This is a genomic window from Sedimentibacter sp. B4 (genome assembly GCF_000309315.1).
Classification (GTDB): Bacteria; Bacillota; Clostridia; order Tissierellales; family Sedimentibacteraceae; genus Sedimentibacter; species Sedimentibacter saalensis.
Genome location: NZ_CANG01000020.1, coordinates 1 through 18,004, shown reverse-complemented (window position 1 = coordinate 18,004; position 18,004 = coordinate 1). Strand labels below are relative to the sequence as shown.

General features: G+C 36.2%; 16 protein-coding genes and 1 pseudogene. 1 reads left to right on the top strand and 16 read right to left on the bottom strand.

What is annotated here, in order from left to right; all coding sequences use genetic code 11:
- Nucleotides 1-11 precede the first annotated feature (11 nt).
- The 3 genes from BN358_RS04070 to BN358_RS04060 all read right to left on the bottom strand — a co-directional run bounded on the left by BN358_RS04070 (nt 12) and on the right by BN358_RS04060 (nt 2,122).
- The gene (locus BN358_RS04070; RefSeq protein ID WP_019228027.1) at nt 12-566 is read right to left on the bottom strand and encodes a DUF6648 family protein; all 555 of its coding nucleotides are present in this window, start codon (nt 564-566) and stop codon (nt 12-14) included.
- Nucleotides 567-692: 126 nt separating this feature from the next.
- Entirely contained in the window at nt 693-1,106 is a 414-nt protein-coding gene (locus BN358_RS04065) for an ATP-binding protein (protein WP_019228026.1), read from the bottom strand.
- 89 nt (nt 1,107-1,195) lie between these two features.
- A complete protein-coding gene (locus BN358_RS04060) occupies nt 1,196-2,122 on the bottom strand; it encodes a TIGR01212 family radical SAM protein (RefSeq protein ID WP_040581992.1) in 927 nt (308 codons plus the stop codon).
- Between the two features lie 173 nt (nt 2,123-2,295).
- Here BN358_RS04060 and BN358_RS04055 point away from each other — a divergent pair, with 173 nt between their 5' ends.
- Entirely contained in the window at nt 2,296-2,529 is a 234-nt protein-coding gene (locus BN358_RS04055) for a hypothetical protein (protein WP_019228024.1), read from the top strand.
- 37 nt (nt 2,530-2,566) lie between these two features.
- On the opposite strand, the gene BN358_RS04050 is transcribed toward BN358_RS04055, so the two are convergent.
- The 13 genes and pseudogenes from BN358_RS04050 to BN358_RS03985 form a co-directional block, all read right to left on the bottom strand.
- Nucleotides 2,567-2,758 carry a DUF378 domain-containing protein gene (locus BN358_RS04050; protein ID WP_019228023.1) on the bottom strand — a complete coding sequence of 64 codons (192 nt, stop codon included), beginning with the start codon at nt 2,756-2,758 and terminating at the stop codon, nt 2,567-2,569.
- 89 nt (nt 2,759-2,847) lie between these two features.
- The gene (locus BN358_RS04045; protein WP_019228022.1) at nt 2,848-3,684 is read right to left on the bottom strand and encodes a Cof-type HAD-IIB family hydrolase; all 837 of its coding nucleotides are present in this window, start codon (nt 3,682-3,684) and stop codon (nt 2,848-2,850) included.
- 155 nt (nt 3,685-3,839) lie between these two features.
- Nucleotides 3,840-5,576 (bottom strand): peptide ABC transporter substrate-binding protein, encoded by a 1,737-nt coding sequence (locus tag BN358_RS04040; protein WP_019228021.1) that lies wholly within the window; start codon nt 5,574-5,576, stop codon nt 3,840-3,842.
- 123 nt (nt 5,577-5,699) lie between these two features.
- Nucleotides 5,700-6,689 carry an ABC transporter ATP-binding protein gene (locus tag BN358_RS04035; RefSeq protein ID WP_019228020.1) on the bottom strand — a complete coding sequence of 330 codons (990 nt, stop codon included), beginning with the start codon at nt 6,687-6,689 and terminating at the stop codon, nt 5,700-5,702.
- A complete protein-coding gene (locus tag BN358_RS04030) occupies nt 6,679-7,710 on the bottom strand; it encodes an ABC transporter ATP-binding protein (RefSeq protein ID WP_019228019.1) in 1,032 nt (343 codons plus the stop codon). The genes BN358_RS04035 and BN358_RS04030 overlap by 11 nt, the downstream gene beginning before the upstream one ends.
- Before the next feature lie 15 nt (nt 7,711-7,725).
- Nucleotides 7,726-8,985 carry an ABC transporter permease gene (locus tag BN358_RS04025; RefSeq protein ID WP_019228018.1) on the bottom strand — a complete coding sequence of 420 codons (1,260 nt, stop codon included), beginning with the start codon at nt 8,983-8,985 and terminating at the stop codon, nt 7,726-7,728.
- 14 nt (nt 8,986-8,999) lie between these two features.
- Entirely contained in the window at nt 9,000-9,917 is a 918-nt protein-coding gene (locus BN358_RS04020) for an ABC transporter permease (protein ID WP_019228017.1), read from the bottom strand.
- A gap of 363 nt (nt 9,918-10,280) precedes the next feature.
- Complete coding sequence (locus tag BN358_RS04010) at nt 10,281-11,717, bottom strand: aminoacyl-histidine dipeptidase (protein ID WP_019228015.1); 1,437 nt, start codon at nt 11,715-11,717, stop codon at nt 10,281-10,283.
- Between the two features lie 98 nt (nt 11,718-11,815).
- Nucleotides 11,816-12,325 (bottom strand): signal peptidase I, encoded by a 510-nt coding sequence (lepB, locus tag BN358_RS04005; RefSeq protein WP_019228014.1) that lies wholly within the window; start codon nt 12,323-12,325, stop codon nt 11,816-11,818.
- A gap of 172 nt (nt 12,326-12,497) precedes the next feature.
- Nucleotides 12,498-13,526 (bottom strand): dipeptidase, encoded by a 1,029-nt coding sequence (locus BN358_RS04000; RefSeq protein WP_019228013.1) that lies wholly within the window; start codon nt 13,524-13,526, stop codon nt 12,498-12,500.
- Between the two features lie 83 nt (nt 13,527-13,609).
- Complete coding sequence (locus tag BN358_RS03995) at nt 13,610-15,676, bottom strand: sigma-54-dependent Fis family transcriptional regulator (RefSeq protein WP_019228012.1); 2,067 nt, start codon at nt 15,674-15,676, stop codon at nt 13,610-13,612.
- Between the two features lie 48 nt (nt 15,677-15,724).
- Nucleotides 15,725-16,828 (bottom strand): Xaa-Pro peptidase family protein, encoded by a 1,104-nt coding sequence (locus BN358_RS03990; protein ID WP_019228011.1) that lies wholly within the window; start codon nt 16,826-16,828, stop codon nt 15,725-15,727.
- A gap of 83 nt (nt 16,829-16,911) precedes the next feature.
- Nucleotides 16,912-18,004 (bottom strand): annotated as a pseudogene (locus tag BN358_RS03985) (NAD(P)/FAD-dependent oxidoreductase); the annotation flags it as partial.

Below are 18,004 nucleotides of genomic sequence, written 5' to 3'. Positions count from 1 at the left end.
CATATGGCTCCTTAATATTTTTGATTTACATAATAGTCTATTACTGATTTTTTCCTTTCAGCTAAAAACACATTTTCTTTTTTCAGAACATCTAAAAGCCACAGGGATTTTGAATGCAGCACTGCATATTCATAATCCTTCAGAACTATCTCATAAAGCTTTCCTTCCAGAGCAGATGATTCCATCTTAATAAAATATGATTCCACATTTTCATAATGAAGGTATCTTAACAGTCTGAAAGATGTTTTATCCTTTTCATTGTAGTAATAATCTGCTTCTTCCAGATACTTGCTGTAAAAACTGATGTGCTTTCCTTTATCCTTTATTTCCTGAGCTATCATTCTGTGATACTTAGCAAGCATGTTGTAGTACTGGTAATTATACATCCCCTTTTCAAAGCTGTCTATTCGTTGAAAAGGCTTTATGTTCTTTTCAAGCATGTATCTGTAGTTTAAATCCAGATATTCCTTTTTGCTTATATCACCATTCATGTGCTGAATGATAAGCATATCTCTGTGTTCAAAGAATTCATCAAATATTGTCTTGTTTGGTTTAAAATAATTCATAAACTCACTCTTTCTAATTGTCTACATGTATTCTAACAGATGCTGAAACTTTTAGCAAGAGCAATTAAAAGCAAGAATCATCCATAAATGAGAAATAAAAACCACCGGCAAGCCGGTGGATATTTTCTATGCTATTACTTTATCTCTCAATGTTTCTGGAATATCATTCATTTCATGATTTACACTCATGATAAAATTAACATTAAACTTTTCTGCTAAAAAATTAAGTCTTTCAACAATTTCTTCTAAATTTTCCATTCCGGACTGAGCAATCTTATATAATCCATCTATGTAAACCTGTTCCACATCATAATCTGTCGCAATTAAACCGCATACGAAGCCTTGAAACTGATCGGCATTTGTTAATCCAAACTCTTTCGTATTTATGTATCTTATTCTGTAATCCAAATCAAATATGTGCCTGTTGTTAGCTTCCAAGAAAACCATCTTTCCCTGTATACTATCCATAGTCTTGTTTGCCATTTCAATCATTCTCATCGTTTTTCCACTTCCGCTGTGACCGCAAACCAATTGAACCATAATAATCACACTCCTATTTTTATTTGTTTGAATAAAGTTAATTACACGTATATTGTACCACAAATTGAAAATGTTTACACTACTTATTTTTACATTTTATACTTTTTTTGCAGCTGAAATTTTCCCTGGTACCTGTTTTCTGTTTCCATTTTGTCTAGTATTTCATCTTTTATTTTCCACCAGCTCATCCCCCAGTTTACAAACAGCGAATCTTCTTTGGGTGCCCTACCAACCAGTCTTTGAACCGCCACATTGGCACTTAAGTGTTCAAGAAAAACGATGACTCTTTCTACATATTCGTCTTTAGTAATTACCTTTATATCTCCATTTTTATACATTCTTCCCATTTCTGTGTTTTCCATTATATAAAGAGAATGAACTTTCACCTGGTCTATGCCGAGCACTGACAATATCTTTGCTGTTTCTACAACATCCGTCATATCATCACCGGGAAGATTTAATATGACATGAGCACATATTTCAAAACCGAATTTTTTTATTCTTACTGCAGCGTCAATAAATTCCGCCAGCGTGTGTCCTCTGTTTATAGCAATCAGTGTGTGGTAATTAACAGTCTGAAGCCCAAGCTCTATAGAAATGTTTATTCCGCTTTCCTTCATAAGTTCATAGAGAAATTCAAGGTACTGGTCAGGAACGCAGTCAGGCCTTGTGGAAACTGATATTTCAACTATGTCTTCAATGACAGCTTCACGTATGTAATTTTTGAATTTTTCAAACTCCAGGTATGTGTTTGTGTAGTTTTGAAAATATGCAATAAATTTTTTTGCTTTATATTTTTTCTTAATATATTCCATGTTCGTCCTGAGCTGTTCTTTGACACTCATGGAATTGTCCAGCATTTCAAAGCCAGTTCCTACTTCTGCACAAAAAGTGCAGCCGCCGTATCCTAATGTGCCGTCCCGGTTTGGACATGTGCAGGGAATATTAACAGGAAGTTTGTATACTTTTTCCTTGTATTTTTCTTTTAGATAATTTGAATATTCATTATATTTGATCATTTTTTTCCTTTGTTTAAATTTAAATTTTGGATATTAATCATATTATAAATAATTTAACCTTTTTAATCAATTGTTGTTTAATATTTTTCTTTATTGCCATGAAATAAACCAAATTATTTTATTATTTTTGCAAATAATAAGTGAACAAATAAATTTTAGGAGGTATTTAAATGCACATAAAAGAAGGCATAATTCCAACAGTGCTTGGAACAGTAGTAACTGCAACCGGAATAGCTTTGAAAAATAGTAATAACAATCTGCCTGAATCCTATACTAATGGTATTATAGGTTTCGGTTTAGCCCACATTACATTGGGTTCTGTAGAAATGATAAGTCAGAACATGCAGGGTAAAAACGTCATGGACAAAATGACAAAAGCAGTAGGAATTGGACGCTTTTCCTAATAGCAATAAAAAACATGCCTATTGGCATGTTTTTTGATTATGCGAAAATGACGTAAAGAAGCGAATACAAGCCGGCTACTCCAATTAAAATATAGATTATTCTTCCTATTTTGCTGTTCCAGCCTCCAAATAAATTTTCAACTATATCAATTTTTGCTATTCCGTACAAACCCCAGTTCAACGCTCCTATAATAATAAGAATTGATGCTATTGCAGCTATTATTTTCATAATTCCTCCTTGTTTTTAATACAATGTTATTACATTATATTTTGAGCTTGGAAGAAATATGTACAATCTCTTATATTTTTGTTAATTTGTTATTTTATTTCAAATACTTCCGAAAGAACATAGTAAACTCCCGAATTGTTGTTGTCATACTTTGATATTAATTTTGAAGCTTTTTTGCATTCCTCTGTTCCATTTTTCATGGCAATTCCCAGTCCTGCATTTAAAATGAGCTCAATGTCGTTATTGTCGTCACCAATGGCTAAAATTTCATCATTCTTGATGTTGATGTCATTTACATATTTCTGAAGTGCCTTCCACTTGCAGCCTTCATTGTGCAGAAACTCAAGAAGAGCCCTCTGGCTTATGTTGCGGTTGCATATGGTATTGTACTCGCCTTTGTTTAACTCCATCATTTCAAGACTGAAATCAGAAAGCTTGCTGTATTCATCAAAATAGCATACAGAAAGAATATTTTTCAAGTTGTCAGTTTCAAATTTTTTGAGCCTTGCTCTGGGATAGTCTTTTTTTATGTAGCCCAGATATGCTTCTTCATAGTTTTCACGTTCATAGATAAGATCGTAGCCATTTTTATATTCATCCACGTGCACAACAGGATTAAGACCTCTTTTAATTCCTGCATCATATATTTTTTTAAACGCTGCAGCATCCAGATAGTTTTTACGAAGAAGCTCATCATTGTTAGAACGTCTGATTATTGCCCCGTTGTTGGCAAGTATAACAGGAGAAATATTTTTAATCTTATCAGTGAGACCTTTTGCCATATAATAATTTCTGCCTGTTGCAATTGTTATAATCACTCCGCTTTTGTATAGTTCATTTAAAATGCGGATATTTTTTTCGCTTATTTGTTTGTCTTCATCTAAAAGAGTTCCATCCAGATCCAGTACCACCATTTTGTATTTCATAATATCATCTCCATTTTAATTATACAATTAAAACAGAAATTTGTATATAGACGACATATTGTTATTTGTGTTTCAATGCAGTGCAATACCGACATTGATATTACTCAAAAAAAAGGACTGGATTCTGCATAACAGATTCCAATCCTTATTGCTTATTATTTTATTAATTCAGCATGTGTGAAGTCCCACTTGTTTGTCAATGTGAGTTCTACACCTTCAACCTTAGATGAGTCTACTATTGTTGTAAATGTATAGTAGTAAATTGGTGCTACAACCATGTTGTTCATCAATGAATCTTCAGCTGCCTTTAAAGCTGCATCTCTGTCTTTGCCTGAAGTTACAAGTGATTGAGAAATTGCATCTTCAAATTCTTTTTGTTCAGGGTTCAGAGTTTTGTCATGTGGTGCTCCGTTAGGTTCTTCAGCATATCTCCACTGAGGATCGTTGTTTCCTGAAGCTACTGTGAACAAGTCAAGCATAGTCATTGGGTCGCCGTAGTCTCCTAACCAGCCGCCTCTAGCCATCATGTACTCGCCTGCTCTTCTAGTTTCCTGGAATACTGCCCAGTCTTGGTTAAGAAGTTCTACGTCTACGCCAAGATTTTGTTTCCACATTCCTTGCAATGCTTCAGCAATTTTCTTGTTGTTTTCATTTGTGTTGTACAGGAATGTAATTTTTGGAAGTCCTTTTCCATCTGGATATCCAGCTTCAGCCAACAATGCTTTAGCTTCTTCTACATTTGCTTTTGTTGGGTCAATTCCGTATTCAGGTGCTGGCATTCCGTTTGCATCAAGAGGTCTGATGTCAGATCCGTCTGAGAAAATCATACCTGAAGGTATAAATCCAGTTGCAGGAGTCTGTCCGCCTTTAGTAACCTGCTCAACAAATTGTTTTCTGTCGATTGCAAGTGAGAATGCTTTTCTGATTCTAACATCTTTGAACACTTCATTGTCAACGTTGAAGTTAACATAGTAAGTTCCGATATGTGGATAGATTACAAAGTTTGGATCTTCTTTTTGAAGTCTTGGAATCTGTTCAATAGTGATGCTGTCAAGAATCTGGATTTCTCCGTTTTCATAACCGTTAAGAGCTGTTGTTCCTTCAACGATCATAAGACCTTTGATACCTGCAAGTTTAACATTTGCTGCATCCCAGTAGTTTTCATTTTTAACCATTGTTATGTGAGAACCTGTCTGGTATTCAGTCATTTTGAAAGCTCCGTTAGAAATGCAAGTTGCAGGATTCTTTTCCCAACCTTCGCCGTTAGCTTCAACTATGTCTTGTCTTACTGGCATGTAAGTATAGAATGAAGTCAAGCTTAAGAAATAAGCAACAGGGAATTTCAGGTTAACTTCCAATGTCTTGTCATCAAGTGCTTTAACGCCTATTTGATCGATAGTTCCAGTTCCGTTGAAATATTCAGCTCCGCCTACTAAGTAAGTAGTTACAAGGAATGAATAGTCAGATGCAACTGCAGGGTCACATGCTCTTTTCCAAGCATATTCGAAGTCTTTAGCTGTTACAGGCTGTCCGTCAGACCATTTCAAACCATCTCTTAAATGGAATGTATAAGTTTTTCCATCATTTGTTATATCCCAAGATTCAGCTGCAGCAGCTTCTATTCCTTCAGAAGTTTCTTTAGTCAAACCTTCGAACATATTTTGAATAATGTGTCCGCCGTCAGCTGCGCTGTTTAATGTTGGGTCCCAAGTTTCAGGGTCAACTGCGATGTTCCATACAAGATAATCTTCTTCTCCAGCTGGTGTTTCTGCTGCTGGTGTTTCTTCTGCCGGTTTCTCTTCAGCTGGTGCTGGTTCTTGTTTAGCACAGCCTACTGATATAGAGAATACCATTGCAAGTACGAGCAATAATGATAATACTCTTTTTAACATAAAATCCCTCCAAAAAAATTATGTATTTGCAGGTAATCGTTACCTGCATTTTATATTATCACCCTTTTTCGGCAATATGTCAAGAGTTACTCTTTTCACATTACCGTAAGGGCTAAATATCAATTATTTATCCAGAAGATGGCAAGCAACGAAATGTTCGCCGCCGATATCTCTGAGAATCGGGTCTTCTTCTTTACATCTTTCTGTTGCATACTTGCATCTTGTTCTGAACTTGCATCCTGAAGGAGGATTTACAGGGCTTGGAACATCCCCTTCAAGCACAATTCTCCTGGAAGCTTCTGCTATGTCAGGATCAGGTATAGGAATTGATGACAAGAGTGCCTGAGTATAAGGATGAACAGGGTTCCTGTACAATTCCTTGCTAGATGCAACTTCAACCAGACTTCCAAGGTACATAACACCAACTCTGTCAGAAATGTGTTTAACCATTGACAAATCATGAGCAATGAACAAATAAGTGAGACCTCTTTGCTCCTGCAAATCTTCAAGCATGTTTACAACTTGTGCCTGAATGGAAACATCAAGAGCTGATATAGGTTCATCACATATAATGAATTCAGGATCAACAGCCAAGGATCTTGCTATTCCTATACGCTGTCTTTGTCCACCTGAAAACTCATGAGGATAACGGGCAGCATGGTCCTTGTTAAGTCCTACAGTATCCAAAAGTTCAAATATTTTTTCTTGTCTTTCATGTCCGTGAGCCAGGTTGTGAATGTCCATAGGTTCTCCGATAATGTCAGCAACAGTCATTCTGGCATTCAAAGAAGCATATGGGTCCTGGAAAATCATCTGCATTTTCTTTCTGTAAGGCATGAGCTGTTCTCTGTTCATGCCTGCAATGTCAACGCCGTTGTAAAGAATTTGTCCGGCTGTTGGCTCATAAAGCCTCAATACAGTCCTGCCTGTTGTTGACTTTCCGCAACCTGATTCTCCAACCAGTCCTAATGTTTCTCCTTTTTTGATGTAGAATGAAACATCGTCAACTGCTTTTGTTATTTCATAGTGTTTCTTTATAATCCCTTTATTCTTGAAAAAATGTTTTTTCAGGTTCTTAACTTCAACCAAAATATCATTTTTGTTATTTTCCAATTTTTACTCCCCCCTTCAATAGTTCATATTTTTCATTTTTTGGTGCATCAGGGTGAAGTAACCAGCACATAGATTCGTGCTTTCCGTCTTCTGACTTGAAATACGGAGGCTGTTGTGTATTGCAAATGCGCATTGCATATTCGCACCTTGCATAGAACGGACATCCTGTAGGAGGATTTAATAAATCCGGAGGAGTTCCTGGTATTGGTATCAACCTTTGTTTTTCGTCAGAAGCAACCTTTGGTATTGATTTTAACAATCCCATTGTATATGGATGTCTAGGTTCGTAGTAAATGTCTCTGATGGAGCCCTTTTCCATTATAAGACCTCCGTACATAACCACTACTCTTGAACATACATCAGCAACAACTCCCAAATCGTGAGTGATTAACATTGTGGAAGTGTCAAGTTTCGCATTCAAACTCTTCATAAGATCAAGTATCTGAGCCTGAATTGTTACGTCAAGCGCAGTTGTAGGCTCGTCTGCAATCAAAAGCTGAGGTTGACATGACAATGCAATTGCTATCATGGCTCTTTGTCTCATACCGCCTGAAAATTCATGAGGGAAATTGTGAATTCTCTTTTCAGGGTCAGGTATATTAACTAGTTTCAGCATTTCCAATGATCTTTCATGAGCTTCTTTTCTTGATAACTTCTGGTGTTTCATAATTGCTTCAGCAATTTGATCACCAATTGTGTAAACCGGGTTTAATGATGTCATAGGGTCCTGGAATATCATTGCTATTTCATTTCCTCTTATAGCCATCATGTCTTTGTTTGTTTTGTTAACTAAATCTTCACCGTTAAACAGAATTTCTCCGCCTACAATTTTTCCTGGATAAAGAAGAAGCTTCATTATAGAAAGAGATGTAACGCTCTTTCCGCTTCCTGATTCTCCAACTATTCCTATTGACTCACCTTTTTCAACATCAAAACTTATGCCTCGTATTGCTTTTACTTCGCCTAAGTGAGTGAAAAAAGATGTTCTTAAGTCTTTAACTTCTAATAATTTATCTGACATTTTTTACACCTCACTTTACTTTCTTTGTTTTGGGTCAAGAGCATCTCTCAGACCATCGCTGAACAAATTAAATGCCAATATAGTTATAGATATTGCAAGTGCCGGCAAGAACAACTGATAAGGATACGTCATGTATGTCAGCAATGCATCGTTGCAAAGTGAACCCCAAGAAGCCTGTGGAGCTGAAACTCCCAAACCAACAAAGCTAAGGAAAGCTTCTGTAAATATTGCGCTTGGTATTTGCATTGTAGCTGAAACCATTATAGGTCCCATCATGTTAGGAACAAGATGTCTTAACATTATTCTTTTTGTTGAGGCGCCTAAAGACTGTGCTGCAAGCACAAATTCCTGTTCCTTAAGACCAAGAACCTGTCCTCTTACCAATCTTGCCATTGAAAGCCAGTAAGTTATACTAAGTGCTATGATAATCGGCATCATACCATTTCCCATAACAACCATGAGCAATATAACATATAAAAGTGTTGGAATTGCACTGATAACATCGACTACACGCATCATTATGTTGTCAGCCTTGCCTCCAACATAACCTGCAATACCACCGTACAAAACTCCTATAATAAGGTTTACAAATGCTGCAACAAAACCTACTATTAATGAAATACGACCTCCGTGGAGAATTCTTATAAACATGTCTCTTCCAAGGTTGTCCGTTCCTAAAATATAAGTTTTGTTATGAACTCTGTCAACAGGATTTAATATTTCATCTCCAGCTTTGATCTCAACTTTCTTTGCATTGTCCAAATTGAACTTTGCTTCTGTAAGGTCTATGGAAGGATCTTTCTTTGCTTTCTTTTCCAAATTCATGTATTCAACTTTTGCATTGAAGTAAGGGCTGTAGTCAACTATTACCTCTTGCCCGTTGAAATCATAAATATATCGTTTATTAGCTGTATCGTCTTTTACCAGAGGATGCTTCTTAAGCAATGTTCCGTCTGACGTAACATCAATGAGGTAATACTCACCGTTCATATAAAAATAGCTGCCGTCAACTTCATAAATGTCCATCATTATTCCGATGTTTGCAAAATCCAATATTTGACTTTCAAATGTTATGGGATAAAACATAGGAACAAATACGCAGGCCAGTATGACAATTACAATTGCCACTAACGATACCATTGCAACTTTGTTTTCCTTAAGTCTTCTTTTTACATCCTGCCAAAATGTAAGACTTTGTCTCGAAACCTTCTCCGCATCTTTTTCATGCTTCTCCAGAGGTGTCCACATGTCAGGAGACATTTTAATATTTTCCATTTATTATATTCCTCCTAATCATATTTTATACGCGGATCAATAAACACATAAAGTACGTCCACTATCAATGTGGCTATTACTATAAATATTCCAAAGAATACAGTAATACCCATAATCAATGTATAGTCTCTGTTAGTTATGCTTGTTGTAAACAATGATCCTATTCCTGCAATACCAAATACCTTCTCTACAACAAATGAACCAGTTATCAAGCTGGCAATCATAGGTCCAAGGTAAGTAACTACCGGTATCAATGCATTTCTAAGTGCATGCTTTATAATAACAACGCCTTCAGACAAACCCTTTGCTCTTGCTGTTCTAATATAATCCTGCTGCAAGACATCAAGAACTGATGTTCTTGTAAGTCTGGTTACGTATGCAAGCGAAAACATACCAATGCACAGTACAGGACCTATATAATGCTTCCATGTGCCGGCTCCGAAGGACGGAACCCACCCTAATTTTCTGTTAAACACATAAAGGAACAATGTTGCAAAAACGAAACTTGGGACTGTCGCTCCCAGCGTTGAAACAATCATCATTACTCTGTCTGGAATTTTATTCTGCTTAAGTGCAGATATTATTCCAGAACCAATACCCGCAACTATTATGAAAAGCGAAGACCATCCACCTATTTTCAATGAATACGGGAATCCATCGGCAATAATCCTGTTTGTTGTAAGTCCTATCTTTTGGAAGGAAACACCAAAATCACCATGAGTATAATTTTTTAAATAAGTTAAATATTGTTCAATTAAAGGCTTGTCTAAACCATATTTAGCCTTAACCGCTGCTTCAACCTCTGGCTGCAAAGCCTTTCCCATGGACATAGGATCCCCTGGGATGCTGTTCATCAGAATAAAGGTCAAAGTCATGATAAACCATATAGTAATTATTGCTGAAATAATTCTTTTTACTATATATTTTGCCACTTTATTTTCTCCTCTCTTAACAAAATGTTTAAATAATTATATCATAAATATTTTACAATTACAACAGATTTATTTATATGCCAGTTTTGTTTAAATATGTAAGAAATCGTTTTTCCTGACTGGGATAACGCTTTTATTTTCAATTATTTACTGCATATTTTGGTTTTTAAAAACAAAATCCAATTGTTTATTTATACATTTTATGAGTGTTTTACTAAAAAAAACAAGCTTGTTTATTACATTCATAAAGCATTTTTTGTAATCAATGTAAAAACATGGCTTGCTTTTTTTTACAAATTTTTCTCAATCAAATACATAATATTATTAATTGTCGAAAAATTTGAGCAAATGGTATTTGCAATTTTATTTTACTTTTTCTAATATCTTGCACAGTAATTTGTAAATATTTCCAGTGGATTTTATGCTTACATGCTCGTTTGGAGAATGAGCATCACATGCGTCAGGGCCCATGGAAATGGCATCAAGACCTGGTATTTTGCCCATGAGAAGTCCGCATTCAAGTCCTGCATGTATTGCACTTACAACAGGTTCTTTTCCAAACATTTCTTCATATGTCTCTACACATATATCTCTTATTTTCGATTGTTTTGCGTATTCCCATCCCGGGTACATGGCACCTGTTTCGCATTCCACAGACAGTGCTTCTCCAAGCTGCTTCATTGCAGGGATAAATCCATGTGTGAGCAGTGTTTCCACTGAACTTCTTGCATGGCAGTGAAGATACACGTAATCTTCTTTTGTAGTAACCACCCCAAGATTGTTGGAGCTTATTACAAGATCTATTGCAGTACTTCTTGACAAAACGCCTGTTGGAATCAGATTTATGGCTGAAACTATTTTATTAAAGAGATTTTTTTCAAGAGGATATGATTCTATGCCCATGTCTTCCAATACTAATTCAACTGAAGGATCAGCAAAGGCATATTCGTTCTTAAGAGTTTTATTCCACAATTCTATTATATTTTTTACCTGATCAATATATTCTATATTTATGATTGCATAAGATTCTCTTGGTATGACATTTGTTTTTGATCCGCCTTCTATGCTTACAAGTTCCACATAATCAAACAAATCACGAAGTACTCTTGCCAATACTTTGTTGGCATTACCCCTTTCCTTGTCAGCGTCAACTCCCGAATGTCCTCCTAAAAGACCCTTTACCATTAGTTTGTATGCTTTGTTTTTTACATTGTGATGCGATACAGGTATTTTAAACACAACTTCGCATCCCCCAGCACAGCCTGCAGTGAAAACTCCTTCCTCTTCACTGTCAAGATTTAATAAATACTTGCTTTTAAACAATGTGCCATCAACATTATGGGCACCTGTCATACCTTTTTCTTCATCGGTTGTTATAAGCACTTCCAGTGCAGGATGCTTTAATTCTTCTGATTCAAGAACAGCAAGACACATGGCTACAGCAATTCCGTTGTCAGCTCCCAATGTTGTTTCTGTGGCGTAAATATGATCGTCAATAATTCTAAGTTTCAACGGATCTTTTTCAAAATCATGGATAACGTTTTCATTTTTTTCACAAACCATATCCATATGACCCTGAAGCATTACTGCCGGTGAATTTTCATAGCCTTTTGTTGCTGGCTTTTTTATTATAATGTTCAGATTTTTGTCCTGAATTACTTCCCAACCTTTACTTTTAGCCAAGTTTAAAAGATAGTCGGATACTTGTTTTTCATTTCCTGAACCCCTGGGAATCATTGATATTTCTTCAAAATAATAAAACACTCTTTCAGGTTCAAGACCTTCTAAAACTCTTTCCATAAATACCTCCAAAAATTTTATTATTATTTCATTGAATTATTAAAGTTGGAAATATTGGAACTCCAATATTTCCTTCCTCTAATTCTTAACTCTTAACTTTATTCCACTTTTCCCACTCTGTTGAATGGGAAGAATCTGAACAATACTTTTCCTATTATCTTGCTTTCATTAATATAGGGGTTTTCCCAGTACCTTGCATCATAGGAAATAGGTCTGTTATCCCCTAGAAAGAAGTAAGAATTATCAGGTACTTTGAAAGTTTTAGCTTCACCTTCCCATTTAACGGCATATGGCTCATCAATTTTCTCATTGTTTACATAGACTTCGCTGTTTGAAGTTACTTCTACTACGTCTCCTGGAAGGCCTATAAGTCTTTTAACAAGTCTCTTGTTGTCAAGTTCTTCTGATTTGAAAACAAGAATATCTCCCCTGACAGCATCTTTAACATCAAACAGTTCATTGACATAAAGCCTGTCACCGGGTATTATGGTATCTTCCATAGAACCGGTGGGCACTGTAACCAATATGAATACGAATTTATTCAGAAATAACACAATAACTAGAGCAATTGCAATCGGCACAACCCACTCTTTAATAAAATACTTCATTTTTATTTTTACCTTTCTTAATACTATATTACTGCTGCAAATTGAAATTAATTTAATATTTTTCCGACTAAATATTTTCGATTTATGCGAAGAAATATGTACTGAAGCTTACTTTAATGCAATGATTCCGTAAATTCAAGCCGAAAGAATATAACTTTTCATTCAACGATATTTACTGAAGTATGTCATTAAAAATTCTTAAAAAGTTTCCGCCTATTACAAGTTTAGCATCTTCTGTTGACATTCCTCTTTTCAACAGCTCTTCTGTAAGCAAAACAGCATCCTTGTGAGAATCGAGGCTGTCACTGTTGTGAGGTTCAAATTTGAACTTCAGTTCGCTGTCATAATAGCTGTTGCACAGGTCAAATCCATAACCTACGTGTCTTGGTCCAACAAGCTCAACCATGTATTCGATGTGGTCAGCAAGCTTTTTAATAGGATCTTCGCCTTCCTTTACTCCTGCTATATTTTTATATGCATTAATCCCTATTACACCGTTTCTTTCAGCAATAACTTTAATTTGTTCATCTGTTAGATTGCGCATTCTCCCGTGAAGACTTCTTGCACATGAATGGGAAGCTATAAAGGGCTTGTTTGTAAATTTCACAACATCCCAAAATCCTTCATCATTTAAGTGGCTCACATCAATCAGCATGTTCATTTCTTCCATTTTACGAACAACCTCAACGCCAAACTTTGTGAGTCCTCCCTTTTGTCCTTCTTCCACAGGGTTGAAGCTGCAGCCGTCAGCAACAAAGTTTCTTCTGCTCCACACAAGACCTGCCGCCCTCAATCCAAGCTCATAAAAAATTCTTAAAAGACCTAAGTCCTTTCCAATGGGCTCTAATCCTTCGAACGATAAAATTATCCCAATCTTGTTTTCTTTGACTGCTCTTTGGAGGTCATTATTGTTCTTGATTAAAAACACTTCATCCTTGCATGATTCCACATCTTCCATGATGGCACTGATTTGCCCCAGAGCAGTCTTGAGTCCCAACTCTGGCAAAAACATATCATCTATATACAAAGATGAAACAATTACATTAAATCCGCCTTTTTTAAAATTATCAAGGTATCTATTTTTAATTACTTCTTTTTCTCCGGCTAAAAATCTGTTGTATATTTCCCCCGCCAGGTCCAGGTGGGTATCAACAACTACATTGTTTTCATGCAAATTCAACGCTGTTTTATAAAAATCCATTTCCCTCTCCTTTTACCAGTATTAATTCCATTATAAATAGTTTAAAAATATTTTACAAGCTAATTTTCATAACAGTTAAAACTCTATGGGTTCTGACTCATTGTAAGATGCTTCAAAGTCTGCCTTCCGGCTTCCGTTATAAGCGTGCCGCTTCTTCCTTTGTAGATTTCAGCCATGGAAAACTTTTCAAGATTTATCAGAATAGTCCTTATTTCCTGCTCGCTTATGAATACTCCTTTTTTCTTTGCATCTTCTGATATGCTTCTTCTTCCAAGCCTCTTGTTGCTTAAATGCCCCTTTTCAAGCTCATCCAGAACAAAAATGTACTTTCTTATGTTGTTTCCTGCTGTCTCTAAAAACTCAACCATTACATCCTGCAAGGGCCCTTCATCTTCGTTTCTGAAGTAGTCGTGCATGTCAAAGGGAAGGTCCTTTAAATCTATTGTGTCCAATTCAAGATTCACAAGATATTCAATGCAGTTTCTAAGTTCTCTTACATTTCCGCTCCAGTCATATTCTATAAGCATTTCTTTTGCAGCATCAGTAAAGGAGAAATTGCTTTTAAACCGTTTAATTATGTATTCGGCAAGAAACAATATGTCTTCTTTCCGATCCCTAAGAGGCGGAATTTTAAGAGGCAATACATTTAATCTGTAAAACAGATCCTGCCTGAAATCACCTTTAGCCACAAGTTTTTTTATGTCCTTGTTTGTAGCTGCAATTACTCTTATGTCAACATCTATGAGTCTGTCTCCGCCAATCCTTACAATTTGCCTTTCCTGCAGCGCCCTTAATAGCTTCACTTGAAGATTCATTGGCATTTCAGTTATTTCATCAAGAAACAATGTTCCCTTGTGAGCAAGCTCAAACAGTCCAGGTTTTCCTCCTTTTCTTGCTCCTGTAAAAGCGCCTTCCTCATATCCGAACAATTCGCTTTCAAGAAGATTTTCTGGGAATGCTCCGCAGTTAACCGCAACAAACTGATACTTTTTTCTTTTTGAATTGTTGTGGATGGCCTGAGAAAAAAGTTCTTTGCCTGTTCCTGTTTCTCCAGTAACAAGTATTGATGAATCTGATTTAGACATTCTTTTTGCAATACTTTTGCATTCGTTGATCAAATTGCTTTTTCCTATGATATCGTCAAAATTGTACTTGGCATTGTGACCGTGGCCTATGAGCTGACGTCTTAATATGTGTTCCTGTTTTTCCATATCCACATATTTTCTTATGATCGCAACAGCTCCATAAAGCTTGCCTGAATGCCTGATTGGGTTTACTGTGGCAACAACATCATATCCGTTTATTTTCACCAGCTTTTCTTCTTCGGACTTCATGGTTTTAAGCACATGTTCAAAGGGGATTTGTTCAAATAATTTTATTCCGTCCTCGTTTATGACCTGTTCGTCCTCAAGTCCGATTATTTTCTTGGCATTTTCATTGTACAAAAATACATTTCCGTCAAATCCGATTCCTATTACCCCTGCATCAATGAACTGAAGAAGTATTTCAAGCTGACTTTCTCTGCTGTTTGTCAGTCCAAGAATTTTTAAAAGTCCCACATTTGATGGCTCTATTTCCTCATATGTTCTTATGATGTCCTGTTTGTCGAGCAAAGGAAACAAATCAAACCTGTCTCCCAAATCAAGTATGGAGTTTATATCAAGAAGACTGTTGCCTATGTTGACAATATTTTTCACGTCTTTAGGAACAAATGCAGTCTGCCCAAGAATTATTGCAGTCTTGTCATGCATTTTATTCCTGTCGATGTTCCAGTAGGACTGAAGCTTAATATGCCTAACTCTCAACTGATACAACACAGTTATTATCTGTTCAGACATTTCAGGACTTTCGTCAATAAGAACAACCTCGGTGCCCGGCTCAATATTTCTAATAAGGTCCATTCCCGATTTAGAAATTGTTCTTGTTGCAAAAATAAGCCCGGCTTCCTTGCTTATGTTGTTTTTTATTTTTTCGAACATGTCAAAAGAAGGCACGAGTATAACATCTGCCTCTATGGTATTCTTCATGTCCAAATCATCAATGCATATTTTATTAACAATTATGTTGTCTTGAAACAAGCTGATTATTTGTTCGTAATAGGAGTTCACCGATTCCACGCTGTAACTTACTATTGCCAATGTCTTCTTCATATATTCTCCATATTCAACTGAAAAAAATTAGGCATAGGCCTAATTTTATCAATTTTTAATTATCATTATTTCTTTAGAAGCCTTATTTAAAACTTCATTGCCTTTTTCTGTAACAGCAACTATATTTTCAATGCGCATACCAAATTTTCCTGCCATATAAATGCCGGGCTCAATACTGAACACCATGCCTTTTTCAAGTTTTCTTTCATTGCTCTTCTTTATGTCCGGAGCTTCATGAACGGAATATCCTATACCATGTCCAAGCCTAGTGAAGAAATAATCTCCATAGCCTGAATTTTGTATTATTTCTCTTGCAGCTCTATCAACATCAGGAATGTATGCTCCATTGACAGCAGCCTTTTCACCTGCTTCTTGAGATGCTCTGACTATTTCATAAACGTGTCTTTCTTCTTCTGTAATGTCTCCCACAAACACGGTCCTTGACATGTCTGCGCACATGTCTTTGTACTTGCAGCCCCAATCAAGAACAATAACGTCTTTTTCCTGAATAACTCTCTGGTCGCTGTTGTAGTGAGGATATGAGGAGTTAGGTCCAGAGCACACCATTGTGAATCCTTCATCAGCACCATTTTCTTTGAAAATTTCATTCATTTTTCTTGCAATGTCAGCTTCCTTGATGCCGGGCTTTATGAATTTCAAAAGCTCTAAGTAAGATTCATCAGTTATTCTTGCTGCGGTTCTTAAGTTTTCCAGTTCTTCCTCATCTTTAATCATTCTCATTTCTTCAAGAAGAGGCTTTCCGTTTACAAACTTAACGTCAACTGCTTCCATTATCTGAAGAATAAGGAACGCTCTTTCAGTTGAGTTCACTCCGATGGTTTTTCCAATAAGGTTATTTTCCTCAAATGCTTTTTTTACAGTGTCTGTAAACAAATCTCCGTCAAACCATCCGTATACTTTTATATTGGGACCTAGTACAGCTTGAACTTCATCAACTGTGAGCAAATTGCATATGTAAAAATATGTTCCGTCGTTTTTGATTACCAATGCCTGAAACCTTTCACATAAATGTGTGTTGTGCCCCATTATAAATTCCATTTCTTCTGAAGGAGCAATAAGTATGGCATCCATTATTTTTTTTATTGAGTATTTCCACAAGTTTATCCAGGTTATTTTTTTCTCATCATGCATCCCCTTTTTATTTTTCCATAATAATATTATAGTATTACATTGCTTAAAAAGCAACAAGGTACGCTGTCTTATTAAATATTTTGTTAAACAACAGATGGTTCCAAAAGAAGCTTGCCAGTTTTGAAGCGGTTCAAATTAAGCATGCTCACATCGATAGTAGGTTTTTCTCCAAGTATCATTTCAGACATTACAATTCCGGTTATTGGTCCAAACATGAATCCGTGTCCGCTAAACCCTACAGCAATGTAAAACCCTTCAACTTCCTCTGATTTGTCATAAATAGGCTGTTTGTCAGGAGTCATGTTGTAAAGTCCTGCCCACTGCCTGATAACTCTTAGTTTTGAAATCGGAGGCAGAACCATGTCGATTGTCTTGGCCATTTCTTCTATGAAATGCCAACTGGATGTTATTCTCAAATCTCTTGGCTCATTGACGTCTCCTCTTCCCATTATGAATGAACCTTCCGGAGACTGCTGAACATATAAATTAAGGCCGAATGCCATTACCATTGGTCCCTGCATGGGCTCCACAGGTTCTGTAACCAGTATCTGATGCCTTTCAGAATAAACCGGAATATCAAGATTGACCATGTTGCAGAGATTCTTTGAATAGGCATTTGCAGCATTAACAACTATGTTTGTTGATATGAATCCCTTGTTTGTTTCAACTCCTGTAACTCTTCCTTTTTCTACCCTTATGCCCGTTGCTTCAGTAAATGTGTTGAACTCAACACCAAGTCTTTTGGCTGCTTTGTAAAAAGCGTCCGTAGTGTGGAATGGATTAAGGAAACCGTCTTTTTCGCAAAACGCTGCTCCTTTTAAAATACTTGTGTTAAGATAAGGAACAATTTCTCTTGCTTCCTCCAGTGTAAGCATTTTTGAAGGAATGCCGCATGCATGCTGCACTTCAATATTTTTTTTGAACTGCTCTATTTCCTTGTCCGTATCTGCTATAAGAAGGTATCCGCTTTGTTTGAAATCTACATCTCTGTCGTATTCAAGTATTTCATTGGCATGCTCGTAAAACTCTATGCTTTGTTTTGCGATTTTACAGTTCATTTCTGTTCCCCACTGCATTCTGACCCCTGCACCGCACCTTCCTGTGGAACCGCTGCATATATAGTTCTTTTCAATAACAACTATGTTTTTGACTTCCTTTTTTTGCCAGATTGTAAGC

What these genes read in the sequence shown, in the direction of transcription:
- BN358_RS03995 (WP_019228012.1), bottom strand. Translation starts at nt 15,676, where the DNA reads ATGAAGAAGACATTGGCAATAGTAAGTTACAGCGTGGAATCGGTGAAC.
- BN358_RS04010 (WP_019228015.1), bottom strand. Translation starts at nt 11,717, where the DNA reads ATGGAAAGAGTTTTAGAAGGTCTTGAACCTGAAAGAGTGTTTTATTAT.
- BN358_RS04065 (WP_019228026.1), bottom strand. Translation starts at nt 1,106, where the DNA reads ATGGTTCAATTGGTTTGCGGTCACAGCGGAAGTGGAAAAACGATGAGA.
- BN358_RS04030 (WP_019228019.1), bottom strand. Translation starts at nt 7,710, where the DNA reads ATGTCAGATAAATTATTAGAAGTTAAAGACTTAAGAACATCTTTTTTC.
- BN358_RS04055 (WP_019228024.1), top strand. Translation starts at nt 2,296, where the DNA reads ATGCACATAAAAGAAGGCATAATTCCAACAGTGCTTGGAACAGTAGTA.
- BN358_RS04040 (WP_019228021.1), bottom strand. Translation starts at nt 5,576, where the DNA reads ATGTTAAAAAGAGTATTATCATTATTGCTCGTACTTGCAATGGTATTC.
- BN358_RS03990 (WP_019228011.1), bottom strand. Translation starts at nt 16,828, where the DNA reads ATGCATGATGAGAAAAAAATAACCTGGATAAACTTGTGGAAATACTCA.
- BN358_RS04025 (WP_019228018.1), bottom strand. Translation starts at nt 8,985, where the DNA reads ATGGAAAATATTAAAATGTCTCCTGACATGTGGACACCTCTGGAGAAG.
- BN358_RS04000 (WP_019228013.1), bottom strand. Translation starts at nt 13,526, where the DNA reads ATGGATTTTTATAAAACAGCGTTGAATTTGCATGAAAACAATGTAGTT.
- BN358_RS04045 (WP_019228022.1), bottom strand. Translation starts at nt 3,684, where the DNA reads ATGAAATACAAAATGGTGGTACTGGATCTGGATGGAACTCTTTTAGAT.
- BN358_RS04050 (WP_019228023.1), bottom strand. Translation starts at nt 2,758, where the DNA reads ATGAAAATAATAGCTGCAATAGCATCAATTCTTATTATTATAGGAGCG.
- BN358_RS04070 (WP_019228027.1), bottom strand. Translation starts at nt 566, where the DNA reads ATGAATTATTTTAAACCAAACAAGACAATATTTGATGAATTCTTTGAA.
- lepB (WP_019228014.1), bottom strand. Translation starts at nt 12,325, where the DNA reads ATGAAGTATTTTATTAAAGAGTGGGTTGTGCCGATTGCAATTGCTCTA.